Raw genomic sequence first — 21,060 nt, 5'->3', positions numbered from 1 at the left:
CTCGCTTCCACATTTGCGCCAATGGTGACCCCAGACGGAAAGGAATTGCAATGACCGGTCGGAAAATCGAAACGGGCAGCCCCCTGGTTCTGTGCGAGGTGTCGAGCCATGTCGCGACGATCACACTGAACAACCCGGAAAAGCGCAACGCCATGTCTGGCAACATGACCGACGCCCTGTCAGAGCTGTTTCTGGCGCTCGACCTCGATCCCGAGGTCAGGGTCCTGATCCTGACCGGCACGGCTGACGCCTTTTGTGCCGGGGGTGATGTGTCCAGCATGGGCGGCGCCCTGGCGGGCGGCGCGGCGCCCGATACCGATGCCATGATCCGCCGTTTGCGCCATGCTCAGGAAACCGTGGGGCTGCGTCTCTACAACTTTGGCAAACCGACAATCGCGGCCCTGCCCGGTGCTGCGGCAGGGGCCGGAATGTCTCTGGCGCTGGCCTGCGACCTGCGGGTGATGGCTGACAGTGCCTTTCTTCTACCAGCCTTCGGTGCGATAGGTCTGTCCGGGGATTTTGGCGGAACCTGGCTGCTCAGCCAGTTGGTTGGCCCGTCGCGCGCCAAAGAGATTTACTTCACCAACCGCAGGATCGGCGCCGAGGATGCGCTGGCGCTTGGTCTTGCGAACCGGATCGTTGCCGATTCCGATTTGCAGCAAACAGCCGAAACCCTTGCCGCCGAGATTGCCGGTTTTGCGCCAATGGCTCTGCGCTACATGAAGGAAAACCACAATCGCGCGCGGGCAACCGATCTGCAAGCATCCATGGAGATGGAGGCGGACCGGATGATCCGAACGCTGCAAAGCGCGGATCACGCCGAAGGCGCACGCGCCTTCATGGAAAAGCGCAAGCCAATTTTCACGGGACGTTGAGGAAAGAGAAATGTCAGCACTCGCTCGGGCACTTGCCACCGAACAGGAGAAAATCGGCACAGAAGTCGGCGTGTCGAACTGGATTACTGTCGACCAAGAGATGATCGATCGTTTTGCAGAGGTGACGCATGACGACCAGTGGATCCATGTCGACCCGGACCGGGCCGCCGCACAGACCCCCTTTGGCGGCGCCATCGCGCACGGGTTTCTGACCCTGTCCCTGGCCAGCCGCTTCGTCTATGACGTGCTGCCCGAACAACCCGGACAGGTCATGGGCATCAACTATGGCTTCAACAAGCTCAGGTTCCTTGCTCCTGTCCCCGCCGGATCCCGCCTGCGCGGGCGGTTCGTCCTGAAGGACGTGCGCCAGCGATCGGCAACCGAGCTGTTGCGCGAACATGCGCTGACAATCGAAATCGACGGCGAGAAGACACCGGCGCTGGTGGCCGATTGGCTGGGCCTCAGCATCTTCGCTGACTGATATGTATCGAGGAACCAACCTGTTCGAATAAGCGAAGTTTCACCGGTATGGGTGACAGTATTATGGACAGAACACGCTATTCCCGTTTAAGAGATTCCTGAATGGGGATAAAATTGACATGATGAATATTCTGGTCCTGAACGGCCCGAACCTGAATCTATTGGGTACCCGCCAGCCCGAGGTCTATGGCTCCACCACCCTGGCAATGGTTGAAGAAGCCTGTATCGCGCATGGCAAGGCCGCAGACATGGACGTGTCCTGCTTTCAAACGAACCACGAGGGCGCGCTGATCGATCAGATCCACGCGGCCAAGGGGCAAAAGCACGGGATTATTCTGAACGCCGGGGCCTATACCCATACTTCGATCGCGCTGATGGATGCCATTTCCTCGGTCGAATTGCCCGTGGTCGAAGTGCATCTGTCCAATATCCATGCGCGCGAAGCCTTTCGTCACAAATCCTACATTGCGCCGGTGGCTCTGGGGCAAATCTGCGGCTTCGGCGCACAGGGATACATTCTGGCGCTGGACGCGCTCAAGGCTCATCTCTCCAAGGGAGAGGTCAAATGAACCTGCGTAGCTATCTGGAGTTCCTGAGTTACGTCAAAACCCTGGAAGAGCTTTGGGACGCCCATACCAAACAGATGGGCGAATACGGGTTTGACCGCCTGCTATACGGCTATACCAATTACCGGACCGCCACGTCGCTGGGCGATCCTGAAGATTTTGTCATCCTGACCAATCACGAGAAAGCCTATATCGACGGGTTCCTGCATTCCGGGCTCTATTTCCATGCCCCCATGCTGCATTGGGCGTTGGAGCACGAGGGCGCCGGAAGCTGGAAAATGATCTCGGACATGCTGTCCAGCGCAACGATGACCCCGCAGGAAAAGCGCGTCTACGAATTCAACGCGGCCCATGGTGTCACGGCGGGCTACACCATCAGTTTCACCTCGGTTTCGGCGCGGGCAAAGGGCGCGATCTCGTTGAGCGCCCCCAAAGGGGCCAATCAGGCCGAGGTCGACGCAATTTGGGAGGAGCACGGACGGGATATTCTCCTGATGAACAACGTGGCCCACCTCAAAATCATGACCCTGCCTTATGTGGCCCCGAACCGGTCGCTGACACGCCGCCAACGCGAAGCGTTGCAATGGGTCGGCGACGGTAAAACGACACAAGACATCGCGATCTTGATGGGGCTGACCATGGCAACCGTGGAGAAACATCTGCGATTGGCGCGAGAGGCTTTGTCGGTGGAGACCACGGCACAGGCAGTGCTGAAGGCAGCCTTGCACAACCAGATGTTCATCATGGAAGCGTGAGACACACGCACTTTACTCAAGAAGATGCTGTTTTCGTTTGAAAAAGTCGCGCAGTTGTGCGGCTTTTTTAGGTCATTTCCGTGGGCAGCCAGGCTTGCCTCACACCGGACCGCCATGGTGTTTCCGCAAAGTTTACCACAGGTAAGGAATCCCCGACTTTCGATCCGGAGGCGCGTTGGGCAATATGAGTTTGTTCCGTGAGTGGTGGCTTTAGCCTAGGGACATCGGGAAAAGATCCTCATTATTCAGAGGCGCTCTGACCCGTCCGGCGGCGAGTGCTTATTGTTCGGCAAGCACCGTCGGAGAACATGAGGGGCCCCATCCATCCCCATCGACCGGGGCCCCTCTTCTTTTTCAGGTGGAACCGGAGACATCCGGTTTCACCTTTTTCGTGTCGAGCCAATAAAAACCGGCCGCGTTTTCACGCGACCGGTTTAATCTTTGTAACAGGCCACGTCCAAGAGACGTGGCCACCTATACAATCAGCCTTGAGCAGCTTTTGCGACTTCGGCAGCAAAGTCTTCTTTTTCGACCACGATGCCTTCGCCAACTTCCAGACGGACGAAACCGGTGATCTCTGCGCCAGCTTCCGCTGCTGCGGCCCCAACGGTCAGGTCCGGGTTCACGACGAACTGCTGGCTCAGCAGGGTCGATTCAGCGACGAACTTCTTCATCCGGCCTTCGATCATCTTTTCGATCACCTGCTCCGGCTTGCCGGATTCACGGGCGATATCCATCTGGATCTGCTTTTCCTTCTCAACGACAGCGGGATCCATGTCCGCTTCGCTCAGCGCGGCCGGGTTCACGGCGGCGATGTGCATCGCAACCTGCTTGCCCAGGGCTTCGTCGCCGCCTTTCATGGCGACTAGAACACCGATCTTGCCCATGCCGACGGTGGCGGCGTTGTGGACATAGGTCACAACGGTGTCGCCTTCGATCTTGGCCATCCGGCGCAGGGTCATGTTCTCGCCGATCTTGGCGATCTTGTCGGTCAGCGTGTCGGCCACGGTCTTGCCGCCCAGATCGGCACCGTTCAGCGCGTCAAGGTCAGCAACGTTGACAGCGGCGGCCGCGATCTGGCCAACCATGTCCTGGAACTCGGCGTTCTTGGCGACAAAGTCGGTTTCGGCGTTCACTTCGACGGCAACGCCCTTGCCACCTTCGACGACAACGGCGACCAGACCTTCGGCAGCGGTGCGGCCGGATTTCTTGGCGGCCTTTGCCAGGCCCTTGGTGCGCAGCCAGTCGATGGCGGCTTCCATATCGCCGTCGGTTTCAGTCAGTGCTTTCTTGGCGTCCATCATGCCGGCGCCGGTTGCGTCGCGCAGTTCTTTCACGAGTGCAGCTGTGATTGCCATCTTGGCTCTCCTCAAATCGAATCGGATTTGGGGCAGGTCATACCCTGCCCCATTTGACATACAGATGACGGAGACCGATCAGGCCTCGGCGTCTTCCGCCAGTGCTTCTTCGACAGGCGCGTCTTCAAGCGCGCCCAGGTCGACGCCAGCGGCGCCCAGCTGTGCCGACATGCCGTCCAGCGCGGCACGGGCCGCCAGGTCGCAGTAGAGGCCAATGGCGCGCGCCGCGTCGTCGTTGCCGGGGATGATATAGTCAACGCCATCGGGCGAGCAGTTGGTGTCAACCACGGCCACAACCGGGATGCCCAGCTTGTTGGCTTCGGCGATGGCCAGTGCTTCTTTCTTGACGTCGATGACGAACAGCAGATCCGGCACGCCGCCCATCTCGCGGATACCACCCAGCGAAGCTTGCAGTTTGCCCTGGTCGCGTTCCATGCCCAGACGCTCTTTCTTGGTCAGGCCTTCGGCGCCGCCTTCCATGGCTTCGTCAATGGAACGAAGACGCTGGATCGACTGCGAAACGGTTTTCCAGTTGGTCAGCGTGCCGCCCAGCCAGCGGTGGTTCATGTAATACTGTGCCGACTTCTCGGCGGCTTCGGCGATCGGGCCTGCGGCCTGGCGCTTGGTGCCGACGAACAGGATGCGGCCGCCCTTGGCGACGGTGTCGCGGATAACCTTCAGCGCCTGGTCCAGCATCGGAACGGTCTGGGTCAGGTCGACGATGTGGATGCCATTGCGGGCGCCGTAGATGAACGGCGCCATGCGCGGGTTCCAACGTTGGGTCTGGTGGCCGAAGTGAACGCCAGCTTCCAGCAGCTGACGCATGGAGAACTCGGGAAGAGCCATGCGGTATTTTCCTTTTCCGGTTTACGCCTTGGCGGGGGAGAAGAAGCGGATGCTCCAACCGGCGGTTCGGATGGGGATGTCTCCCCCAAACGGACCAAAACCCCGCCTGCGGGTTTTGAATGGCGCGCGTATAGGCCAGCAGCGCCGCAAGCGCAAGGGGCAATATCGTTGTCTCAGGGTCGCGCCAGTTCATGGGCGTGGCGCACGGCGGCCTCGCAATAGGCAGCCAGCGCCTTGCGGCTGTCAAAACCCGCAACCCGAACGGGCTCGTGATAGATCAACTCGACCCGGCCCTGACTACGGGCCGCCAGCGTCTTGACCAGATGCGGACCGAACTCCATGTCGCCCCACCAACCATAGAACCGGTTTGATTGCCCCTTTGGGGGATGGAACACCACCGTCACCGGCTGCACGAACATGAAATCGCGCAGTTCCGGCGTGAAGAACGCCGCAAACAGCGTGGTCTTGAACGGCAAGACCCGCAGTCCATCGGTCGAGGTGCCCTCGGGAAAGAACAACAGCTTGTGCCCGGCTTTCAGCCGCTCTTCGAACAGCGCGGTTTGTTCGCGCGCCTTCTTTGGGTTGCGCTCGATGAACACGGTGCCGGTCGCCCGCGCCAGCCAGCCAATGCCGGGCCAGCCCGCCACTTCGGCCTTGGAGACGAAATAGATCCGCTTGCGCGCGTTCAGCGCAAAGATATCAAGCCACGAGCTGTGATTTGCCACCACCGCCCCGTGCTGGCGCATAAGCTCTCCGCTGGTGGAAAAGCCGATACCAAGGATGCGAAACGCGTTGCGACAGACGAACTGGGTGATGAACGGGGTCACGGGACGACGCACGCCATACAAAGGCCGCTCGATCAGCCGCACGCAGAGCAGCACCAAGAGCCCGCCGAACACCAACAGCGCCAGCGGCAAGCCGCGCAGCAGCACCAGCAGCCATCCCAGCGGGCCGATTTCCACCCCCTCGGGTGGCTCATCGCTGTTCCACAGAGGTTCCATGCTAAACCCCGGAGTAGATCTTGCGCTGGCGCTCGTTCAGGCGCGTGGTGTCCAGGATCAGACAGACGTCGGTGGTGTTGAATGCCTGGTCGACATAGGCGCCATCACCCACGTATCCGCCAAGCCGCAGATATGCCTTTATCAATGCCGGAACGTCGAGCATCGCGCGCCGCCGGTCCAGTTGGTCGGGCGGAACCCGGTTCATCTCGACAAAATGTTGCGGCTGCGCGCGAACGCGAAGCTCTTCGGGTGCAAGGTGGTTATGGTAGAGCAAGGACAGTGGCTCGGCCAATGTTTCGGGATTGGTGCCATGGAAACTTGCCACCCCGAACAGAATCTCGATTTCATGTCTGGCCACATAAGCGGCCAGCCCGTTCCAGAGGTTATACATCGCCATGCCGCCGCGATAGTTGCGGTGGACGCAGGAGCGCCCAAGCTCCAACAGCTTGCGGCCCGAGGTCTTGAGGGCCGTAAGATCGTATTCATCCTCGGAATAGAACTGCCCGACCGCCTCTGCCTGTTCCGACCGGAGCAGGCGGTAAACGCCGACAACCTGACCGGACTTGTTGTCGATACACAGCATGTGGTCGAAAAACGGGTCGAATCTGTCCTGCTCCAGGCCGCGATCATGGTCGACCATCGCGCCGCTGCCACCCAGTTCCCGCACAAACACATCATAGCGCAACGCCTGGGCCGCGCGGATTTCGTCTTCGTTTTCGGCAATTTTCACGGTGAATGTTGATCCGCGATCAGTCATCGGAGATTGCTTCCAGATTTCCCGGTTGCGGGCAGATACCGCGCCTCTGACGAGGTTGGCAACCGAAAGCGAACAGAAACTTTGGCGTTAACCTTTCGGTAAGGCAAATCACAGATCAAAGACGGGCACCAAGGCGATGCGTGTACCGTCGATCACCACCTTTCCTTGATCGGGAAAGTTAACCGTGATCTTTCCGGCGATGCTGGATTGCACCTGGCCGATTCCCCAATCGGGGTAACTCGGGTGGCGTACATACATGCCCGGTGCAAGAATGGCATTCAGATCGGTCATGGGTGCGCCCCGTGTGGCAAGCATGTGAAGGTCTAAGACGGAGGTATCGCATGGCCCAAAGCGGCGTCAACCTGGCTGGCCTGATCGGCTCGCGCATCTGCCATGACCTGATCAGCCCGGTCGGCGCAATAACCAATGGTCTGGAACTGCTCGAAATGACCGGCGCCGTTCAGGGCCCCGAGATGGATTTGATCTCGGACAGCGTCAATTGCGCCGAGGCGCGGATCAAGTTCTTTCGCATCGCATACGGGGCGGCAGGAGAGCAGCAGATCGGCCGCGCCGAAGTGGTTTCCATTTTCGATGACCTCAATCGCGGGCATCGGGTGCGGGCAGAATGGTGTCCGGCTGAGCCCGTACTGCGCAGCGAAACGCGGCTTGCCTTTCTGGCGCTGCAATGCTGTGAAACCGCGATGCCCATTGGCGGTGAGGTGAAGATCGAGGAGTCCTCGGGCAACTGGCGGGTGACGGGAACCGCCAGCAGGCTGGCTGTCGATCCGTCCCTTTGGGAAGGGCTGAGCAACCCGGCTGCATTGGTTCATGTCACCCCGGCCCAGGTTCAGTTTGCCCTGTTGCCCGCTGTTGCCGCCGACACCGGCCGACGGATCACGGTGGAAACCACAGAGACCCAGGTCGTCATCAGGTTCTGATCAGCCCCGGACCGTACCTTCGCCACGGACCAGATACTTGAAACTGGTCAGTTGCGCCGCCCCAACAGGGCCGCGCGCATGCATCTTGCCGGTGGCGATGCCGATCTCGGCGCCCATGCCGAATTCGCCGCCATCGGCAAACTGGGTCGAGGCGTTGTGCATCAGAATGGCGCTGTCGAGCTGCTCAAAGAAACGCGCGGCGACCGCGTCATTTTCGGTGATCACGCAATCGGTATGGTTCGATCCATAGTGGCGGATATGGGCGATGGCCGCGTCCACATCCTCGACCACCCTGGCCGCGATGATCATGTCGAGGTATTCCTTGCCCCAGTCCGTCTCGCTTGCAGCGATGGAGCCGGGCAGCCCTTCGGCCCGTACCTCCACCCCGGCCTCGATCAGCGCGCGTACCAGATCAGCACCAAGACTGTCCGCTATATCCTTGTGAATCAAAAGACATTCCGCAGCGCCACAAATCCCTGTGCGGCGCGTCTTGGCATTCATCACCACCCGCAGCGCCTTTTCAGGGTCGGCGTCCTTGTCGACATAGATATGCACGATGCCTTCGAGATGGGCAAAGACCGGCACCCGCGCCTCGCGCTGTACCAGCCCCACCAGCCCCTTGCCGCCGCGCGGCACGATGACGTCGACATAGTCGGTCATGGTCAGCAGCTCGGAAACCGCCGCCCGGTCGCGGGTCGGAACCAGCTGGATCACATCCTCGGGCAGGTTCGCAGCGCGCAACCCCTCGACCAGACAGGCATGGATCGCGCCTGAAGAGTGGAAACTCTCGGACCCGCCGCGCAGGATTACCGCATTGCCCGATTTCAGGCACAGCGCCCCGGCATCCGCCGTCACGTTGGGGCGGCTTTCATAGATCACCCCGATCACCCCCAACGGTGTGCGTACCCGCTGGATATGCAGGCCTGAAGGCATGTCCCATTCCGCCAGAACCTCGCCCACCGGATCGGCCTGTTCGGCCACGGTGCGCAGACCGTCGACGATGCCCTGAATGCGCCCTTCGTCCAGCTTGAGCCGGTCCATCATCGCCGGGCTCAGCCCCTTGTCGCGGCCATAGTCCAGATCACGCGCATTGGCGGCGATGATCTCGGCCCGGCGGGCCCAGACCGCATCGGCGGCGGCGATCAATGCGGCATGCTTGCGCTCGGCTGTGGCAAAGGCCAGCTCGGCCGCAGCGGCCTTGGCCCGTTTGCCGATATCGGTCATGACGGCGGCGATATCTTCGATGTCTTTCATGGCGGTCCCCTGGCTTGGGTCAGGTCAATGGATAGAGCGTCGCGGCGTCTGGGTCAAAGCGCCATGTCGTCCCGGTGGATCAATGCGGCGCGGCCTGGATAGCCCAGCGTTGCCTCAATCTCGGAGGACTGACGCCCCCGAATGGCCCGCGCCTCGTCGCCGGTATAGCGGCAAAGCCCCTGCCCCAGGCGCCGGCCGTCCGGCCCCAGAATGGCAACCGGGTCGCCGCGCCCAAAGGAACCCGAAATCGTCGTCACCCCGGCTGGCAACAGGCTTTTGCCACCTTCCAGCGCGCGCGCCGCCCCGGCATCGACCGTGATCTCTCCACGCGGTTTCATCGCGGCGATCCAGCGCTTGCGCGCCGCCTGCGGGTCGAGCGTTGCGGTGAACCAGGTGCAATTCGCGCCATTCTCAAGCGTTTTCAGTGGGTTCAAAGGCGACCCTTCGGTAATCGCCATGGCGCAGCCGCCTGCCGTGGCCATCTGCGCCGCCATCAGCTTGGTCTTCATCCCGCCTTTGGACAGACCAGAAACCGCGTCCCCCGCCATTGCCACGATCTCGGGCGTGATGCGGTCGACCACATCGAACCGGGTGGCGTTCGGGTCTTCGTTCGGATTGCCTGTATAGAACCCGTCCACATCCGACAGCAGGATCAACTGATCGGCGCCGACCGTCACGGCGATCTGCGCCGCCAATCGGTCGTTGTCGCCATAGCGAATCTCGTCGGTGGCGACAGTGTCGTTCTCGTTGACGATGGGCACCGCTCCGAGGCTCAGCAGGGTTTCCAATGTCGCGCGCGAGTTCAGGTAACGGCGCCGATCCTCGCTGTCCTCGAGTGTGACCAGCACCTGAGCGGTGGTGATCTTGTGCGGATCGAGCGCCTCTTCATAGGCGCGGGCCAGCCGGATCTGGCCAACGGCGGCGGCGGCCTGCGACTGTTCCAGCGGCAATGCCGTGCGCGGCAGGCCCAGCACCCCGCGCCCCAATGCGATGGACCCCGACGAAACCAGGATCACATCCATGCCCTGCCCTTTGAGCCAAGCCACATCCTGTGCCAGCGAGCGCAGCCACTCGGCCCGCAGATCACCGGTCTTGCGGTCGACCAACAGGGCCGACCCGATCTTGACCACCAGCCGCCGGGCTGCCGTCAGGGTTGCCAAGTCTGTTCCTCCTCGGCGGGTTTATGGCGCAGACGGTCGGCGTCAATCTGCGCGCGCAGGGCGCGCAGCACGTCCGTGACCCCTTCGCGCGAGGCGCCTGACATCATCATCACCTGACTGCCGGAGGCCTCTTCCAGTTCTTCGACCAGGAAAGCACGTTCCTCGTCATCCAGCGCGTCTATCTTGTTCAGAACGGTGATACGCGGCTTGTCGGCCAGATCTCCGCCATAGGCCTCAAGCTCGTGAATGATGGTGTGGTAATCCTCGATCGGATCGCCCGAGGTGCCATCCACCAGATGCAACAACACCGCGCAGCGTTCGACATGGCCCAGGAAGCGGTCACCAATCCCCCGCCCCTCGTGCGCGCCCGCGATCAGGCCGGGGATGTCGGCAATCACAAACTCAACGTTGTCGACCCCGACCACGCCGAGGTTGGGATGCAGCGTGGTGAACGGATAATCGGCAATCTTGGGCCGCGCGTTCGAGGTCGAGGCCAGAAAGGTCGACTTGCCCGCATTGGGCATGCCCAGCAGGCCCACGTCAGCGATCAGCTTCAGCCGCAGCCAGATGGTCCGGTCCACCCCGGGTTGGCCCGGATTGGCGCGGCGCGGCGCCTGGTTGGTGGCGGATTTGAAATGCAGGTTGCCGAACCCGCCATTGCCGCCACGCGCCAGCAGTACCCGCTCGCCCACGGTGGTCAGGTCGGCCAGCACGGTCTCCTCATCCTCGTCGAGGATTTCGGTACCAACCGGGACCCGCAGGACGATGTCACTGCCGTCCTTGCCCGAACGCTGCTGGCCGCGGCCGGGCTGGCCGTTGTCGGCAAAGAAATGCTGCTGATAGCGAAAGTCGATCAGCGTGTTCAGCCCCTCGACCGCCTCGGCCCAGACCGAGCCGCCATCGCCGCCATCACCGCCATCGGGCCCGCCGAATTCGACGAACTTTTCCCGCCGGAAGCTGACACAACCGCCGCCGCCCGCGCCCGAGCGAATGTAGACCTTTGCAAGATCGAGAAATTTCATATGTGCTCCCTACTGCAAAGGCCGCGCACGGCTCAAGTCACAGCTTTCGGCTATAGGTCCAGGTGGGTACGGTCGCGCCCCGCGCAACCGAATAACTCTCGGCGTCTCCAAGATACTGAAACCCGCAATGGGTCAAGACCCTGGCTGAGGCCGGGTTATCCTGGAACACGCTGGCGAACATCGTCGCGTTGTCCATCGGGTTGGCATTTACCAACGCCTCCACCGCCATCGAGGCGATACCGGTGTTCCAGTAGATCGGCGCAACCCAGTATCCAACCTCGGATTGGTTGCGGTCCATCTTCTTGAGCGAGATCACCCCGATCAACTCGGGCCCGTTGTCTCGCGTCGCGTCCATAGCCCAGATGTCCTCGCCCCGGTCATCGGACATCGCACGCGCGACAAACGCCTCGGTCATGCCGGGCGGTAAAGGATGCGGGATCGAGGTGGTCATACGCGCGACACGTTCGTCGCTGGCATAATACTCGATCAGCCCCATGTCCGATTTGCGCAAGGGGCGCAGATCGAACCGGTCGGTCTCTATGACAGGCTGATTAATGATCGTATCAAACTTCATTCCTGTGCTCCTCCTCCGAACACAACAAAAACAACAGAGGCAACCGTCAGCCCCGCCAGCATCCACATCAGGTATTTCTCGGCAGGCCGTCCTGCAACCACATGGGCAATCCTGTCGCCGGCAAACGCCCAGATCGGGTGGAAAACCGCCTGGCACGCCAGCAGTATACCGGCAATCGTCAATGTCGCCTGGAAATGTGGCGTACCCACGGCGACAAAGCCGGTAAAACCCGCCACGATCATCGCCCAGGCCTTGGGGTTGAGCGGATGAACCAGCAGGCCCGCGCGAAATCCGGGCGGGTTGTCAGCCCCGGCCTGCGGCGTCAGACGCAGGTTGGCGATTTTCAAGGCCAGCCAGCAAACATAGGCCACGCAAAGATATTTCAGCCCCTCAAAAACCCAAGGCGCCCTGTTGGCCAGCTCCATCAGACCAAAGCCCACCGGCCAGATCACCAGCTGCTTGCCCAAGGCCACACCTGCCACAAAGGGCAAGGCCGCCACGAAGCCATAGCGCGCGCCAACCGACATCAGGGCCATGTTGGCAGGCCCTGGCGTGCCGACCTGGCTGGCGGCAAAAATCAGAAAGCTGGTCGTGGCAACGCCCATGATCCTGTCCGATCAAACTCCGGTGAAGAACGAGAAAGGGGACCGGCAATCCTTGCCGGTCCCCCATGAATTTTTTCTAAACCTTCTGGGCTTCGGCTTACTCTGCGGCCTCCGCCACCGGCAGGACCGAAATGAAGGTACGCTGTTTCAGGCCCTTGTGGAACTTCACGGCGCCGTCGACGGTTGCAAAGATGGTGTGATCTTTGCCCATGCCAACGCCCTGGCCCGGCCAGAACTTGGTGCCGCGCTGACGCACGATGATGTTGCCCGCGTCGACAGCTTCGCCGCCGTATTTCTTGACGCCAAGGCGGCGACCGATGGAGTCGCGACCGTTACGGGAGGAACCGCCAGCTTTTTTATGTGCCATTCTTTCTCTCCTTAGCCCTGAGCCAGCTCTTTGGCCTGCTCAACCCATTCGGGTTTCACTTTGACCGCGTCGATAGCAGCAATCTGCTCGTCCGACAAGGCGGCCAGCGCGGCATAGCTGCCGATGCCGGCTTCGACCAGCTTCTTGGCGGCTGCGGGACCCACGCCGGTGATCTTGGTCAGATCGTCCGAACCTGCGGCAGCTGCGGCCGGAGCGGCGGCGCCTTTCGGGGCCTGGCCGGTTGCGGCCTTGACACCGGTCTTGTCGGCGCCCGAGGTCAGGATCTCGGTGATCTTGACCAGGGTCAGCTTCTGACGGTGGCCCTTGGTGCGCTGCGAGCTGTGCTTACGACGGCGCTTGACGAAATGGATCAGCTTTTCGCCCTTGACCTGATCGATCACCTCGGCCTGAACGGCCGCGCCATCGACCAGCGGAGCGCCCACGACCGGCGCGTCGCCGCCCAGCATCAGCACTTCGTTGAATTGAACTTTTTCACCTGCGTCGGCAGCCAGCTTTTCAACGCGGAGCACATCGCCCGCCTGAACCTTGTACTGCTTGCCGCCAGTCTTGAGGACCGCAAACATGCGTCTTTCCTTCTTGTCACCGCGTTCTTCGGTCCCCGGTTGCCCGGACGTTCTGGCCCCGTCATGGAAAGCCACCTGCGAACAGCGCGCCCTGTCACGGGCTGATTGGGCGATCTGCCGTTTCACGACAGATCAAACGATAACGAAACCCGGCGCGGATTTCCGGCCGGGATGCGGGCTTATCGTCAGATGAAGGGTAATTGTCAACCGGAAATCGCGGGCTAAAGGTCCGTCGCCCCAAGGGCCACACCAACCGCGCGCCCCAGCTCATAGGATATGTCGTCATAGAGCCGATCAAACCCTTGAAACAGTGCATCGTTGACAGCTTGCCCGGCGCCGGTGGCCGAGAAATCCAGGTTCCCCTGCATCTGCGCATTGGTCAAAGGCGAATAGGCGAACAGCAAGAAGCCATACAGCCACTTGCGTGTCTCTGCCTCTGTTTCATGGCTGTTACCGATCAGTTCGCTCAACACCGCCTCGTCGTCGCGCGGCGTGCCCTGCCCGTCGGCCAGACCCAGATAGAAGTAATAATCCGCACTGATGGCGCCGCGTACGTTGCGCGGGACAAGCTCGTTCAGCCGGATGTACTCGTCGACCAGCCGGTACATCGTTCGGGTCTTGTCCATCTCCTGCGCGGTCTCGAACGCCAGTTCCTCGATTTCAGGTTCGGCAAAGGCGCGGCGGGCCGCGTTTTCCAGTTCGAGAATCGTCTGCCCGAGTTCCGAGCCAAAGAAAACCGTGGCCGCCGCCATGTCCTCGGCGCTGAGCCGCTCGGCCAGTACGTCGCGCAGGGTGTCAGTCATCCGGTCCGTATTGTAGATCGCTTTTACCTGCGTGCGAAACACCTGCCCGCCAGTTCCTTCGAGCATTTCCTCATCGAGGGTCCGGCCATAACGCAGACCTTCGTCGTGAAGAATCTCCACAACTTCATCCAGACGCATCGCAATCGCCAGCCGGTCGATGGCCTCGCTTGACCAAGCAGGCCAGGCCAGCGCCAGGCTCAGAACTGACGCGGCAAGCACCCGCATCAAAGATCCTGTGTCGGCTGAAGCCCGGCCATGCGCGCCGCGAGATGCTCGAACCGGTCGGCCATGATGTGGTACTGCACGGCGTTCAGCAACTCATAGACCTCCTGCATCAGCGGCTCCTCCAGCGCCTCGGTATAGCTCTGTACCTCGGCATCCGAGAATGCCTGATAGGTAAAGGCCGCCCCGGCCAGCGCCGAGAGTTGCAGGGCATTGCGCAATTCGGTCTCGTTTTGCTGCAAGAGCGCGCGCAGGTCCTCGGTGTCCATTTCCAGCTCGATCACCCCCGCAGCGCTGGCAGCCAGCAGGAACCGCAACTGGATCTCCTGCAAGGCCTTGAGCGCGGTACCCGACGAGTCGATGGCGCGGTTCATCCGTTTCAGCCATTCCAGCCGCCCCGATCCATGCCGCACAAGTTCCGACACGATCGCCTGCCCCGCTTCCTGCTTCAGGTCGTCGTCCTCAAGATGGGAATCGTTCTCGGCAATCACCAGCCGTTGCCCCAGATCGCTGGCGTAGAAGCCGACCGCGTGATCCAGCGCCTCCTCGCTCAGGGTTTCCTCGAGGATATCGAGCGCATCACTGCGCATCGTCTCGGTGTCGAACACCTCTTCGGCCAGGTCACGCCATTGCTGCCCAAAGGCTTCGGCATCCAGCCCCAGCATCTGCGGCGCTGACGCCGAGGACAGTGCGATCGAGTCGAGCGCCACATCGAATCCCGTGGTCACCAGAAACGCCTCGATCCGCGCCCGGTCGGCGGCCAACCCAGGCCGCGCAAACAAGGAAAAGACCAAGATCAAAGCCGCAAGCGGCACCCAACGGAGAAGACGCAGATGTTTCATAGCGCAGAGCCTAAGCGTTTTCCGTGCCTCGGCAACGGAAAAACGGGGGCGGCAAAAAACTTCGAACTTTCCGCTTGCGCCCATCGGCGAACCTGACTAAATCCCCCCCTCACAGACCCCCGCGGAGAGGTGCCGGAGTGGTCGAACGGGGCGGTCTCGAAAACCGTTGTGGGTGCAAGCCCACCCAGGGTTCGAATCCCTGTCTCTCCGCCACAAAACCCTGTGAGGTTTTGGCAAACAATCCAGCTAAACAAGATATTGGATCGTTACACCATTCGGTGCGATCCATCATTCTTCCCTGTTTTGCAACACGTTTCGCCGGACAATCCGCACACACCATCAGCGGGGAAATGGCCATGACCATCATGAAGCGGGGCAGCACTTACCGCCTGCTCAAGCGCGTGCCGCGCAGCTATTAGGACGTGTGAGAGCGCAAGAGCACCTGGGTCAGCCTGTACAAGGACACCGCTACCGCCGCTGAACAGAGATCCGTGTTGTCTCGGAACGCGACATGCCCGGCGTTCCGAAACATTCAGCTCAGCAAGAACACGATCAAAACAAGCACGGCGACGAGCGGGGCTTGGAGGGGCGCCGCGTTCCGAGCCACAGACCATACACTGGATGGTTTGCCAAAGGCCCTTCGTCCTTTGCTGGTCCGGGATACGCTTGTCCAGCATCAGGTTGGAAACGGCCTTGCGTAACCGCTCGTTCTCCTTGTGTAGTCGCTTCAGCACCTTCAATCGACCGTGCCAATTCCACCGGACTTCGTCGTCCGACGGTAGAATGTTCGTTCCGTCACGCCTATCTATCGGACCGCATCCAGACGCGGCATACCTTGCACTGTCTGAACCTCAACCTGCCGTGACTTAGTGACAATCTCCTTGGGCATTGGTCGCTTGTTGGCCATGTGTTTCCGCTGTTTTCCTGAACATCGTGAAGGACCAATTCGGCGGGGGAGGATCAACCACTTGCCTTGGATTCAGGCGGAAATCAGGTACGCGCCCAACCCATTGATGAATGGTGCTCGACACCACCGCCAAGGGGTTTAACCTTGCAAGCGCACGTCTTTGCTGTATGGTTTTCTTAGAAAACCCTGCAAGATTCAGACTTTTCCCGCGCCCGATAAACCGCACGCAGATCTCGGCACAGTGGCCGTTATCACGGGTCTTGCCATGGCAATGTCAAAAGACCGCGAACACTCGAATTCTTCGACCAATTGAGCCCTGCTGCTTTGCCCAGAGCAGGAGGGATAGAGACCTTCGTGGGACAATGGGATTGTTCGGCAAGGGGTAATTACAATGCTTCCTAACCGTAGATCAGCCGTGAACCAAGGCTTCAAACCGGGTGTCGGCAAGACCACCCGAAAAACAGGCACACCGCGCAAGCGCCATCATTCGTTTGGTTCAAACAGGAAACAGTTGCATGACCGATATTTCCCGGATTACGGTGAATTGTCCCGAATTTTGAGAATCGCCATATGCAAGAACGTCTGATTCAATTGTTGGAAGCCATCTCGGGAGCCGCCAGGCCCGTCGGCGCCAACGAGCTTGCGCAACTGACCGGTCTGCCGAGTTCGACGATCTATCGCAACCTGACCTCGCTCATCGACTGCGGATTTCTGGAAGAGGTCGATGGCGGCAAGCGCTACGTTCTGGGGATGCGTTTCGTAAAGATTGCCCTGACGGGAAAGGCCGACTCGCATGTCATTTCGGCGGTCGCCAGCATGATGCGCCGTCTGGTCAGTGATCTGGGTGAAACTGCCTTTCTGGCGCGTTTTCGGGGGGGACGGGTCGATTTGATCAGCCTCGAAACACCGAGCGATCCCACAATCCCCTATATCTACCCGGGCCTCGGCCCCCGCCCCGCCCACGCCTGTTCCTCGGCCAAGGCCATTGCGGCGTTTATCGCCCCCTTGCTTCGCGAAGAGTTGCTTGAAACACGGCCCTTGCGGTTTACCGACAAGACGATCGTCGATCCCGATCTGATCCGTAAAGAGCTGAGCCAGGTCCAGAGATATGGCTATGCGGTTTGTGATGGCGAGATCGACGAAGGTGTGACCAGCATCGCTGTCCCGATCAACATCGACAGGCTGGGGTCGATTTTCAGCATTGGTGTGGTCGGACCATCGAACCGGATCAAACCAGCAATTCAAGGCCGGATTTTGCCGGTCTTGCTCCAGGAGAATGTCCGGGCTGCGGCGGCCATACAGCATTGCTCGATCGTCGACGCCGAAACCACGAATTCAAGAACCCTGGCAGCAGCCGGAGAAAGAACGAATACCGCACATTAATTATCTAAAAGGGAGGACTACAATGAAAAGAAGAGAATTTGGCCTTTTGGCTGCTGCGGCCGTAGCGGCCGGCAGCCCGTTCAGGGCCTTTGCCGACGAAACCTGTCAATCGCCCTACATGCCCAAGATCACCGGGCAAGAGGAATTCGTCTATGTCTGGACCCTGGGGGTCGAGGGTATGGGCGACGAGCAGGACAAGCTGGTCACCATCGATCTGCGCCCGGGGTCGGACACGCGTGGCCAGGTGATCAACTCGGTCTCGGTCGGTGGCCGGAACGAGGCGCATCATGGTGGGTTCTCGGCTGACCGGCGCTATTTCTGGACCGGCGGACTGGATACCAACCGCATCTTCATCTTCGACGTGCATTCCGACCCCTCGGCGCCGAAGCTGCACAAGACCATCGACACCTTTGTCAAGGACAGTGGCGGGGTCGTGGGGCCGCATACCTTCTTTGCCCTGCCCGGCAGCATGATGATCACCGGTCTCAGCAACGATGACGACCATGGCGGGCGCACCGCTTTGGTCGAATACAATGACGACGGCGATTACGTGGCGACCTATTGGATGCCTACCGCAAGCGACATGCAGGGTGCGGTGGCCGTAGGCGACGCGGTGGCCGATGGTTACGGCTATGACATTCGTGCGCTGATCCGCAAGAACGTCATGCTGACCTCGTCCTTTACCGGCTGGTCCAACTACATGATGGACTTCGGCCAGATGTTGCAGGACGGCGAGGCAATGAAGCGGTTCGGCAATACCATCGTGCAATGGGATCTGCACACCCGCCAGCCCAAGAAAGTGTTCAACGTCCCCGGTGCGCCGCTGGAGATCCGCTTCCCCTGGGGGTCGAACGCCAATTACGCCTTCTCTACCACTGCGCTCACCTCGCAGCTTTGGCTGATCTACGAGGATGACGCGGGCGAATGGCAGGCCAAGGCAGTCGCCGATATCGGCAACCCGGCGGATATCCCGCTGCCGGTCGATATCTCGATTGCCGCAGACGACCAGACGCTGTGGATCAACAGCTTCATGGATGGCAAGACTCGGCTGTTCGACATCTCGGATCCGCACAAGCCGTTCCAGATTTACGAAAAGGTCATCGACCGCCAGGTCAACATGGTCAGCCAGAGCTGGGATGGAAAGCGCGTCTATTTCTCCTCCTCGCTTCTGGCCAACTGGGACAAGAAGGGCGAGGACGACGTCCAATACCTGAAGGCCTACAATTGGGACGGCAAGGAACTGGTCGAGGATTTCGCCGTCGACTTCTACGAACTGGGTCTGGGTCGCGCGCATATCATGCGCTTTGGAAGCTCGGCGCTCTATTCATCCTGAGACCTCCCAGACTTCCGGGGCGGCCCCGCGCTGCCCCGGCTTTTCCTTTGACACGGACGGTAGCAGCCGATGCGCAAGAGATACCTCCTTTCCGGGCTGACAGCGGCGGTGCTGGCGGCTGTACTCGGCTGGCAGGTCTGGTGGCCCGGGCCTCCGGCCCGGCCCAGCCCGATGGCCTCGGTCTTCGAGGCGAGCGATGCTTATCAATTCGACCCGCCCGCCCCGGGCAGCTATCGTCTGAACCGCATCAAATCCGCGCCCGATGGCCGGGTGCTGGATGTCGCGGGACGCGAACACAGCCTGCACGACCTGACCCGGGGCAAGATCTCCTTGGTCAGCTTCGTCTATCTCACCTGCGGCGACGTGAACGGCTGTCCGCTGGCGATGTCGGTCTTCTTCGATGTGCATGACGCCAGCCGCGATCTGCCCGGCCTGAAAGAGGATGTGCAGCTCTTGACCATCAGCTTCGATCCCGCCCGCGACACGGTTGCGGCGATCGACGCCTTCGCCTATCCCATCACCTCGGATGAAGAGGCGAGCGCCAAGCTCGACTGGCAGGTGCTGACCACCTCGGGGCCGCAGGCGTTGGCCCCCATTCTGGATGGTTATGGCCAAGTGGTCGACCGGTCCGAGGATCAGGAGACGATCAGCCACCTTCTGCGCCTGTTTCTGGTCGACCGGCAGGGCGACATCCGCAATGTCTATGGTCTGGGCTTTCTCGACCCACGCTTGCTCTTGACCGACATCGAAACCTTGCTGATGGAAGAGGCGGGCGCATGATCCGTGCGCTTGCGACAGCGCTGGCCCTGCTTGCCCCCGTCGCGATGGCCGGGGAGTATGGCGCCGCCCTGCCCGCCCCAATCAGCGCCGAGACCTGCCCAACGGACCGTGAGAGCTGGGCGAGCGCCGCGCTGGAGCGCAGTCTGACACCGCAACCGGGCCTGCCCCCGGTGCCGCATCCGGCGGACAACCCGCCGACCGAGGCCAAGATCGAACTGGGGCGCAAGCTGTTCTTCGACAGGCGCCTGTCGATCAACCGCACCATGTCCTGCGCCATGTGCCATGTGCCAGAACAGGGCTTTGCCAATTGGGAACTGGCCACCGCCATCGGGGTCGAGGGGCGCAGCATCAAGCGCAACGCGCCCAGCGTGATCAATGTGGGCTTTCTGACCCCGCTCTTTCACGACGGGCGCGACCCGGCGCTGGAGACCCAGTTCGTCGCGCCCTTGGTGGCCCGCAACGAAATGGCCAACCCCTCGATCGGCCATGTGGTCGCCGAGCTGAACGGCCTGCCCGATTACCGGCCTCTCTTTGACGCTGCGTTCGCGGCGCCCGCCTCGCTTGACCGGATCGGTCAGGCGCTTGGCGCTTATCAACGCAGCCTGACGTTGGGCAACAGTGCCTTTGACCGCTGGTACTACGGTGGTGACGAGACCGCGCTGAACGCGGCGGCGCAGCGGGGTTTCGCGCTGTTCACCGGCAAGGCCGACTGCGCCTCGTGCCACCTCATCGAAACAGACCAAGCCCTGTTCACCGATCAGCAGTTCCACGACACCGGTTATGGCCGGTTGCGCGAGGAGCGGCGCCAGAACCCGCCCGCCACCCATCCGGTGCAGGTGGCGCCCGGCGTGGTGCATCAGGTCGATTTCTCTCGCATCCTTTCGGTCAGCGCCCCGCGCGAGGCCGATCTTGGCCGCTACGAGGTGACAGAGGAGCCAGAGGATCGCTGGAAGTTCCGCACCCCGGGCCTGCGCAATCTGGCGGTGACTGCGCCCTATATGCATGACGGTGCGCTGACCACGCTGGGGGACGTTCTGGAGTTCTACAATATCGGCGGCGCCGGACACCCCGATCAGGATGCCCGCATCCACCCGCTAAACCTCAGCCCCACCGAACTTGCGGATATCGAGGCTTTTCTGTTGGCGCTCACCTCGGACGGGCTCGATTGCCTTGTGGCCGAAGCCCGCAGCCATCCCCCCGACAATTTCTGACCTAAGGAGAACATACATATGCGGACGCGCGCGGCGGTAGCGGTTGAGGCGGGCAAGCCTCTGGAAGTGATGGAAGTGAACCTCGAAGGGCCGAAGGCCGGTGAGGTCCTGGTCGAGATCAAGGCGACCGGTATCTGTCACACGGACGAGTTCACGCTCTCGGGCGCCGACCCGGAGGGGCTGTTCCCGGCCATTCTGGGCCACGAGGGCGCGGGCATCGTGCTGGAGGTCGGTCCCGGCGTCACCAGCCTGAAACCCGGCGATCACGTGATCCCGCTCTACACCCCTGAATGCCGCCAGTGCGAATATTGCCTGAGCGGCAAGACCAACCTGTGCCAGGCCATTCGCACCACGCAAGGAAAGGGCCTGATGCCCGACGGCACCACCCGGTTTTCCATGCTCGATGGCACGCCGATCCTGCATTACATGGGCTGCTC

General features: G+C 61.2%; 24 protein-coding genes and 1 tRNA gene. 11 read left to right on the top strand and 14 right to left on the bottom strand.

The features are described from left to right. The first annotated feature begins 50 nt into the window (after positions 1 to 50). The 4 genes from G0P99_RS03605 (at position 51) to G0P99_RS03590 (ending at position 2,676) form a co-directional block, all read left to right on the top strand. Entirely contained in the window at positions 51 to 875 is an 825-nt protein-coding gene (locus tag G0P99_RS03605; RefSeq protein ID WP_164127809.1) for an enoyl-CoA hydratase-related protein, read from the top strand. A 10-nt stretch (positions 876 to 885) separates the two neighbouring features. Then, the gene (locus G0P99_RS03600) at positions 886 to 1,356 is read left to right on the top strand and encodes a MaoC family dehydratase (RefSeq protein WP_164127807.1); all 471 of its coding nucleotides are present in this window, start codon (positions 886 to 888) and stop codon (positions 1,354 to 1,356) included. A gap of 118 nt (positions 1,357 to 1,474) precedes the next feature. Beyond that, positions 1,475 to 1,924 carry a type II 3-dehydroquinate dehydratase gene (gene aroQ, locus G0P99_RS03595; protein WP_164127805.1) on the top strand — a complete coding sequence of 150 codons (450 nt, stop codon included), beginning with the start codon at positions 1,475 to 1,477 and terminating at the stop codon, positions 1,922 to 1,924. Further along, on the top strand, positions 1,921 to 2,676 hold the full coding sequence (locus G0P99_RS03590) for an autoinducer binding domain-containing protein (RefSeq protein WP_164127803.1): 756 nt from the start codon (positions 1,921 to 1,923) through the stop codon (positions 2,674 to 2,676). Before aroQ ends, G0P99_RS03590 begins: the two co-directional genes overlap by 4 nt. A 482-nt stretch (positions 2,677 to 3,158) precedes the next feature. On the opposite strand, the gene tsf is transcribed toward G0P99_RS03590, so the two are convergent. From tsf to G0P99_RS03565, 5 genes are all read right to left on the bottom strand, one after another. Next, positions 3,159 to 4,034, bottom strand: coding sequence for a translation elongation factor Ts (gene tsf / locus G0P99_RS03585; RefSeq protein ID WP_164127801.1), 876 nt, complete (start codon positions 4,032 to 4,034; stop codon positions 3,159 to 3,161). Between the two features lie 78 nt (positions 4,035 to 4,112). Further along, positions 4,113 to 4,880 carry a 30S ribosomal protein S2 gene (gene rpsB, locus G0P99_RS03580; RefSeq protein WP_164127799.1) on the bottom strand — a complete coding sequence of 256 codons (768 nt, stop codon included), beginning with the start codon at positions 4,878 to 4,880 and terminating at the stop codon, positions 4,113 to 4,115. A 173-nt stretch (positions 4,881 to 5,053) separates the two neighbouring features. Beyond that, positions 5,054 to 5,881 carry a 1-acyl-sn-glycerol-3-phosphate acyltransferase gene (locus tag G0P99_RS03575; RefSeq protein ID WP_164127797.1) on the bottom strand — a complete coding sequence of 276 codons (828 nt, stop codon included), beginning with the start codon at positions 5,879 to 5,881 and terminating at the stop codon, positions 5,054 to 5,056. A 1-nt stretch (position 5,882) separates the two neighbouring features. Continuing rightward, positions 5,883 to 6,638, bottom strand: coding sequence for a GNAT family N-acetyltransferase (locus G0P99_RS03570; RefSeq protein WP_164127796.1), 756 nt, complete (start codon positions 6,636 to 6,638; stop codon positions 5,883 to 5,885). A 108-nt stretch (positions 6,639 to 6,746) separates the two neighbouring features. Beyond that, positions 6,747 to 6,929: a DUF3553 domain-containing protein gene (locus G0P99_RS03565; RefSeq protein ID WP_164127794.1), complete on the bottom strand. Its 183-nt coding sequence runs from the start codon at positions 6,927 to 6,929 to the stop codon at positions 6,747 to 6,749. A 50-nt stretch (positions 6,930 to 6,979) separates the two neighbouring features. Between G0P99_RS03565 and G0P99_RS03560 the strand changes: the two genes are divergently transcribed. Continuing rightward, a complete protein-coding gene (locus G0P99_RS03560) occupies positions 6,980 to 7,576 on the top strand; it encodes a histidine phosphotransferase family protein (RefSeq protein ID WP_164127791.1) in 597 nt (198 codons plus the stop codon). On the opposite strand, the gene G0P99_RS03555 is transcribed toward G0P99_RS03560, so the two are convergent. The 9 genes from G0P99_RS03555 to G0P99_RS03515 all read right to left on the bottom strand — a co-directional run bounded on the left by G0P99_RS03555 (position 7,577) and on the right by G0P99_RS03515 (position 15,009). Next, complete coding sequence (locus tag G0P99_RS03555) at positions 7,577 to 8,830, bottom strand: glutamate-5-semialdehyde dehydrogenase (RefSeq protein ID WP_164127789.1); 1,254 nt, start codon at positions 8,828 to 8,830, stop codon at positions 7,577 to 7,579. It lies immediately after the preceding gene. A 53-nt stretch (positions 8,831 to 8,883) separates the two neighbouring features. Next, positions 8,884 to 9,990: a glutamate 5-kinase gene (proB, locus tag G0P99_RS03550; protein WP_164127787.1), complete on the bottom strand. Its 1,107-nt coding sequence runs from the start codon at positions 9,988 to 9,990 to the stop codon at positions 8,884 to 8,886. Next, entirely contained in the window at positions 9,978 to 11,012 is a 1,035-nt protein-coding gene (gene obgE, locus G0P99_RS03545; RefSeq protein ID WP_164127785.1) for a GTPase ObgE, read from the bottom strand. Before obgE ends, proB begins: the two co-directional genes overlap by 13 nt. Before the next feature lie 37 nt (positions 11,013 to 11,049). Beyond that, positions 11,050 to 11,586: a GNAT family N-acetyltransferase gene (locus tag G0P99_RS03540; protein ID WP_164127783.1), complete on the bottom strand. Its 537-nt coding sequence runs from the start codon at positions 11,584 to 11,586 to the stop codon at positions 11,050 to 11,052. After that, entirely contained in the window at positions 11,583 to 12,191 is a 609-nt protein-coding gene (locus tag G0P99_RS03535) for a LysE family translocator (RefSeq protein WP_164127781.1), read from the bottom strand. The genes G0P99_RS03540 and G0P99_RS03535 overlap by 4 nt, the downstream gene beginning before the upstream one ends. Positions 12,192 to 12,288: 97 nt before the next feature. Further along, entirely contained in the window at positions 12,289 to 12,558 is a 270-nt protein-coding gene (gene rpmA / locus G0P99_RS03530) for a 50S ribosomal protein L27 (RefSeq protein ID WP_164127779.1), read from the bottom strand. An 11-nt stretch (positions 12,559 to 12,569) separates the two neighbouring features. Further along, positions 12,570 to 13,142 carry a 50S ribosomal protein L21 gene (locus tag G0P99_RS03525; protein WP_164127776.1) on the bottom strand — a complete coding sequence of 191 codons (573 nt, stop codon included), beginning with the start codon at positions 13,140 to 13,142 and terminating at the stop codon, positions 12,570 to 12,572. A 221-nt stretch (positions 13,143 to 13,363) separates the two neighbouring features. Next, positions 13,364 to 14,170, bottom strand: coding sequence for a DUF2059 domain-containing protein (locus G0P99_RS03520; RefSeq protein ID WP_164127774.1), 807 nt, complete (start codon positions 14,168 to 14,170; stop codon positions 13,364 to 13,366). Further along, the gene (locus tag G0P99_RS03515; protein WP_164127772.1) at positions 14,170 to 15,009 is read right to left on the bottom strand and encodes a DUF2059 domain-containing protein; all 840 of its coding nucleotides are present in this window, start codon (positions 15,007 to 15,009) and stop codon (positions 14,170 to 14,172) included. Before G0P99_RS03515 ends, G0P99_RS03520 begins: the two co-directional genes overlap by 1 nt. A 123-nt stretch (positions 15,010 to 15,132) precedes the next feature. Here G0P99_RS03515 and G0P99_RS03510 point away from each other — a divergent pair. The 6 genes from G0P99_RS03510 to G0P99_RS03485 all read left to right on the top strand — a co-directional run. Continuing rightward, positions 15,133 to 15,222, top strand: a tRNA-Ser gene (locus tag G0P99_RS03510). A 1,264-nt stretch (positions 15,223 to 16,486) separates the two neighbouring features. Further along, on the top strand, positions 16,487 to 17,299 hold the full coding sequence (locus G0P99_RS03505) for an IclR family transcriptional regulator (protein ID WP_164127770.1): 813 nt from the start codon (positions 16,487 to 16,489) through the stop codon (positions 17,297 to 17,299). A 22-nt stretch (positions 17,300 to 17,321) separates the two neighbouring features. Beyond that, positions 17,322 to 18,632, top strand: coding sequence for a methanethiol oxidase (gene mtoX / locus G0P99_RS03500; protein ID WP_164127768.1), 1,311 nt, complete (start codon positions 17,322 to 17,324; stop codon positions 18,630 to 18,632). A 69-nt stretch (positions 18,633 to 18,701) separates the two neighbouring features. Further along, positions 18,702 to 19,412, top strand: a complete 711-nt coding sequence (locus G0P99_RS03495; RefSeq protein WP_164127766.1) for an SCO family protein — start codon at positions 18,702 to 18,704, stop codon at positions 19,410 to 19,412. Beyond that, a complete protein-coding gene (locus G0P99_RS03490; protein ID WP_164127764.1) occupies positions 19,409 to 20,623 on the top strand; it encodes a cytochrome-c peroxidase in 1,215 nt (404 codons plus the stop codon). The genes G0P99_RS03495 and G0P99_RS03490 overlap by 4 nt, the downstream gene beginning before the upstream one ends. 18 nt (positions 20,624 to 20,641) lie before the next feature. Then, positions 20,642 to 21,060 (top strand): alcohol dehydrogenase catalytic domain-containing protein (locus G0P99_RS03485; protein WP_164127762.1); only part of this gene is annotated, 419 nt, incomplete at its 3' end.

Source organism: Ruegeria sp. PrR005 (assembly GCF_010500245.1).
Lineage (GTDB): Bacteria > Pseudomonadota > Alphaproteobacteria > Rhodobacterales > Rhodobacteraceae > Ruegeria_B > Ruegeria_B marisflavi.
The sequence above is the reverse complement of the archived record's forward strand: the minus strand, read 5'-3'. Positions and strand labels throughout refer to the sequence as shown.

What these genes read in the sequence shown, in the direction of transcription:
- G0P99_RS03605 (WP_164127809.1), top strand. Translation starts at nt 51, where the DNA reads ATGACCGGTCGGAAAATCGAAACGGGCAGCCCCCTGGTTCTGTGCGAG.
- G0P99_RS03600 (WP_164127807.1), top strand. Translation starts at nt 886, where the DNA reads ATGTCAGCACTCGCTCGGGCACTTGCCACCGAACAGGAGAAAATCGGC.
- aroQ (WP_164127805.1), top strand. Translation starts at nt 1,475, where the DNA reads ATGATGAATATTCTGGTCCTGAACGGCCCGAACCTGAATCTATTGGGT.
- G0P99_RS03590 (WP_164127803.1), top strand. Translation starts at nt 1,921, where the DNA reads ATGAACCTGCGTAGCTATCTGGAGTTCCTGAGTTACGTCAAAACCCTG.
- tsf (WP_164127801.1), bottom strand. Translation starts at nt 4,034, where the DNA reads ATGGCAATCACAGCTGCACTCGTGAAAGAACTGCGCGACGCAACCGGC.
- rpsB (WP_164127799.1), bottom strand. Translation starts at nt 4,880, where the DNA reads ATGGCTCTTCCCGAGTTCTCCATGCGTCAGCTGCTGGAAGCTGGCGTT.
- G0P99_RS03575 (WP_164127797.1), bottom strand. Translation starts at nt 5,881, where the DNA reads ATGGAACCTCTGTGGAACAGCGATGAGCCACCCGAGGGGGTGGAAATC.
- G0P99_RS03570 (WP_164127796.1), bottom strand. Translation starts at nt 6,638, where the DNA reads ATGACTGATCGCGGATCAACATTCACCGTGAAAATTGCCGAAAACGAA.
- G0P99_RS03565 (WP_164127794.1), bottom strand. Translation starts at nt 6,929, where the DNA reads ATGACCGATCTGAATGCCATTCTTGCACCGGGCATGTATGTACGCCAC.
- G0P99_RS03560 (WP_164127791.1), top strand. Translation starts at nt 6,980, where the DNA reads ATGGCCCAAAGCGGCGTCAACCTGGCTGGCCTGATCGGCTCGCGCATC.
- G0P99_RS03555 (WP_164127789.1), bottom strand. Translation starts at nt 8,830, where the DNA reads ATGAAAGACATCGAAGATATCGCCGCCGTCATGACCGATATCGGCAAA.
- obgE (WP_164127785.1), bottom strand. Translation starts at nt 11,012, where the DNA reads ATGAAATTTCTCGATCTTGCAAAGGTCTACATTCGCTCGGGCGCGGGC.
- G0P99_RS03540 (WP_164127783.1), bottom strand. Translation starts at nt 11,586, where the DNA reads ATGAAGTTTGATACGATCATTAATCAGCCTGTCATAGAGACCGACCGG.
- G0P99_RS03535 (WP_164127781.1), bottom strand. Translation starts at nt 12,191, where the DNA reads ATGGGCGTTGCCACGACCAGCTTTCTGATTTTTGCCGCCAGCCAGGTC.
- rpmA (WP_164127779.1), bottom strand. Translation starts at nt 12,558, where the DNA reads ATGGCACATAAAAAAGCTGGCGGTTCCTCCCGTAACGGTCGCGACTCC.
- G0P99_RS03525 (WP_164127776.1), bottom strand. Translation starts at nt 13,142, where the DNA reads ATGTTTGCGGTCCTCAAGACTGGCGGCAAGCAGTACAAGGTTCAGGCG.
- G0P99_RS03520 (WP_164127774.1), bottom strand. Translation starts at nt 14,170, where the DNA reads ATGCGGGTGCTTGCCGCGTCAGTTCTGAGCCTGGCGCTGGCCTGGCCT.
- G0P99_RS03515 (WP_164127772.1), bottom strand. Translation starts at nt 15,009, where the DNA reads ATGAAACATCTGCGTCTTCTCCGTTGGGTGCCGCTTGCGGCTTTGATC.
- G0P99_RS03505 (WP_164127770.1), top strand. Translation starts at nt 16,487, where the DNA reads ATGCAAGAACGTCTGATTCAATTGTTGGAAGCCATCTCGGGAGCCGCC.
- mtoX (WP_164127768.1), top strand. Translation starts at nt 17,322, where the DNA reads ATGAAAAGAAGAGAATTTGGCCTTTTGGCTGCTGCGGCCGTAGCGGCC.
- G0P99_RS03495 (WP_164127766.1), top strand. Translation starts at nt 18,702, where the DNA reads ATGCGCAAGAGATACCTCCTTTCCGGGCTGACAGCGGCGGTGCTGGCG.
- G0P99_RS03490 (WP_164127764.1), top strand. Translation starts at nt 19,409, where the DNA reads ATGATCCGTGCGCTTGCGACAGCGCTGGCCCTGCTTGCCCCCGTCGCG.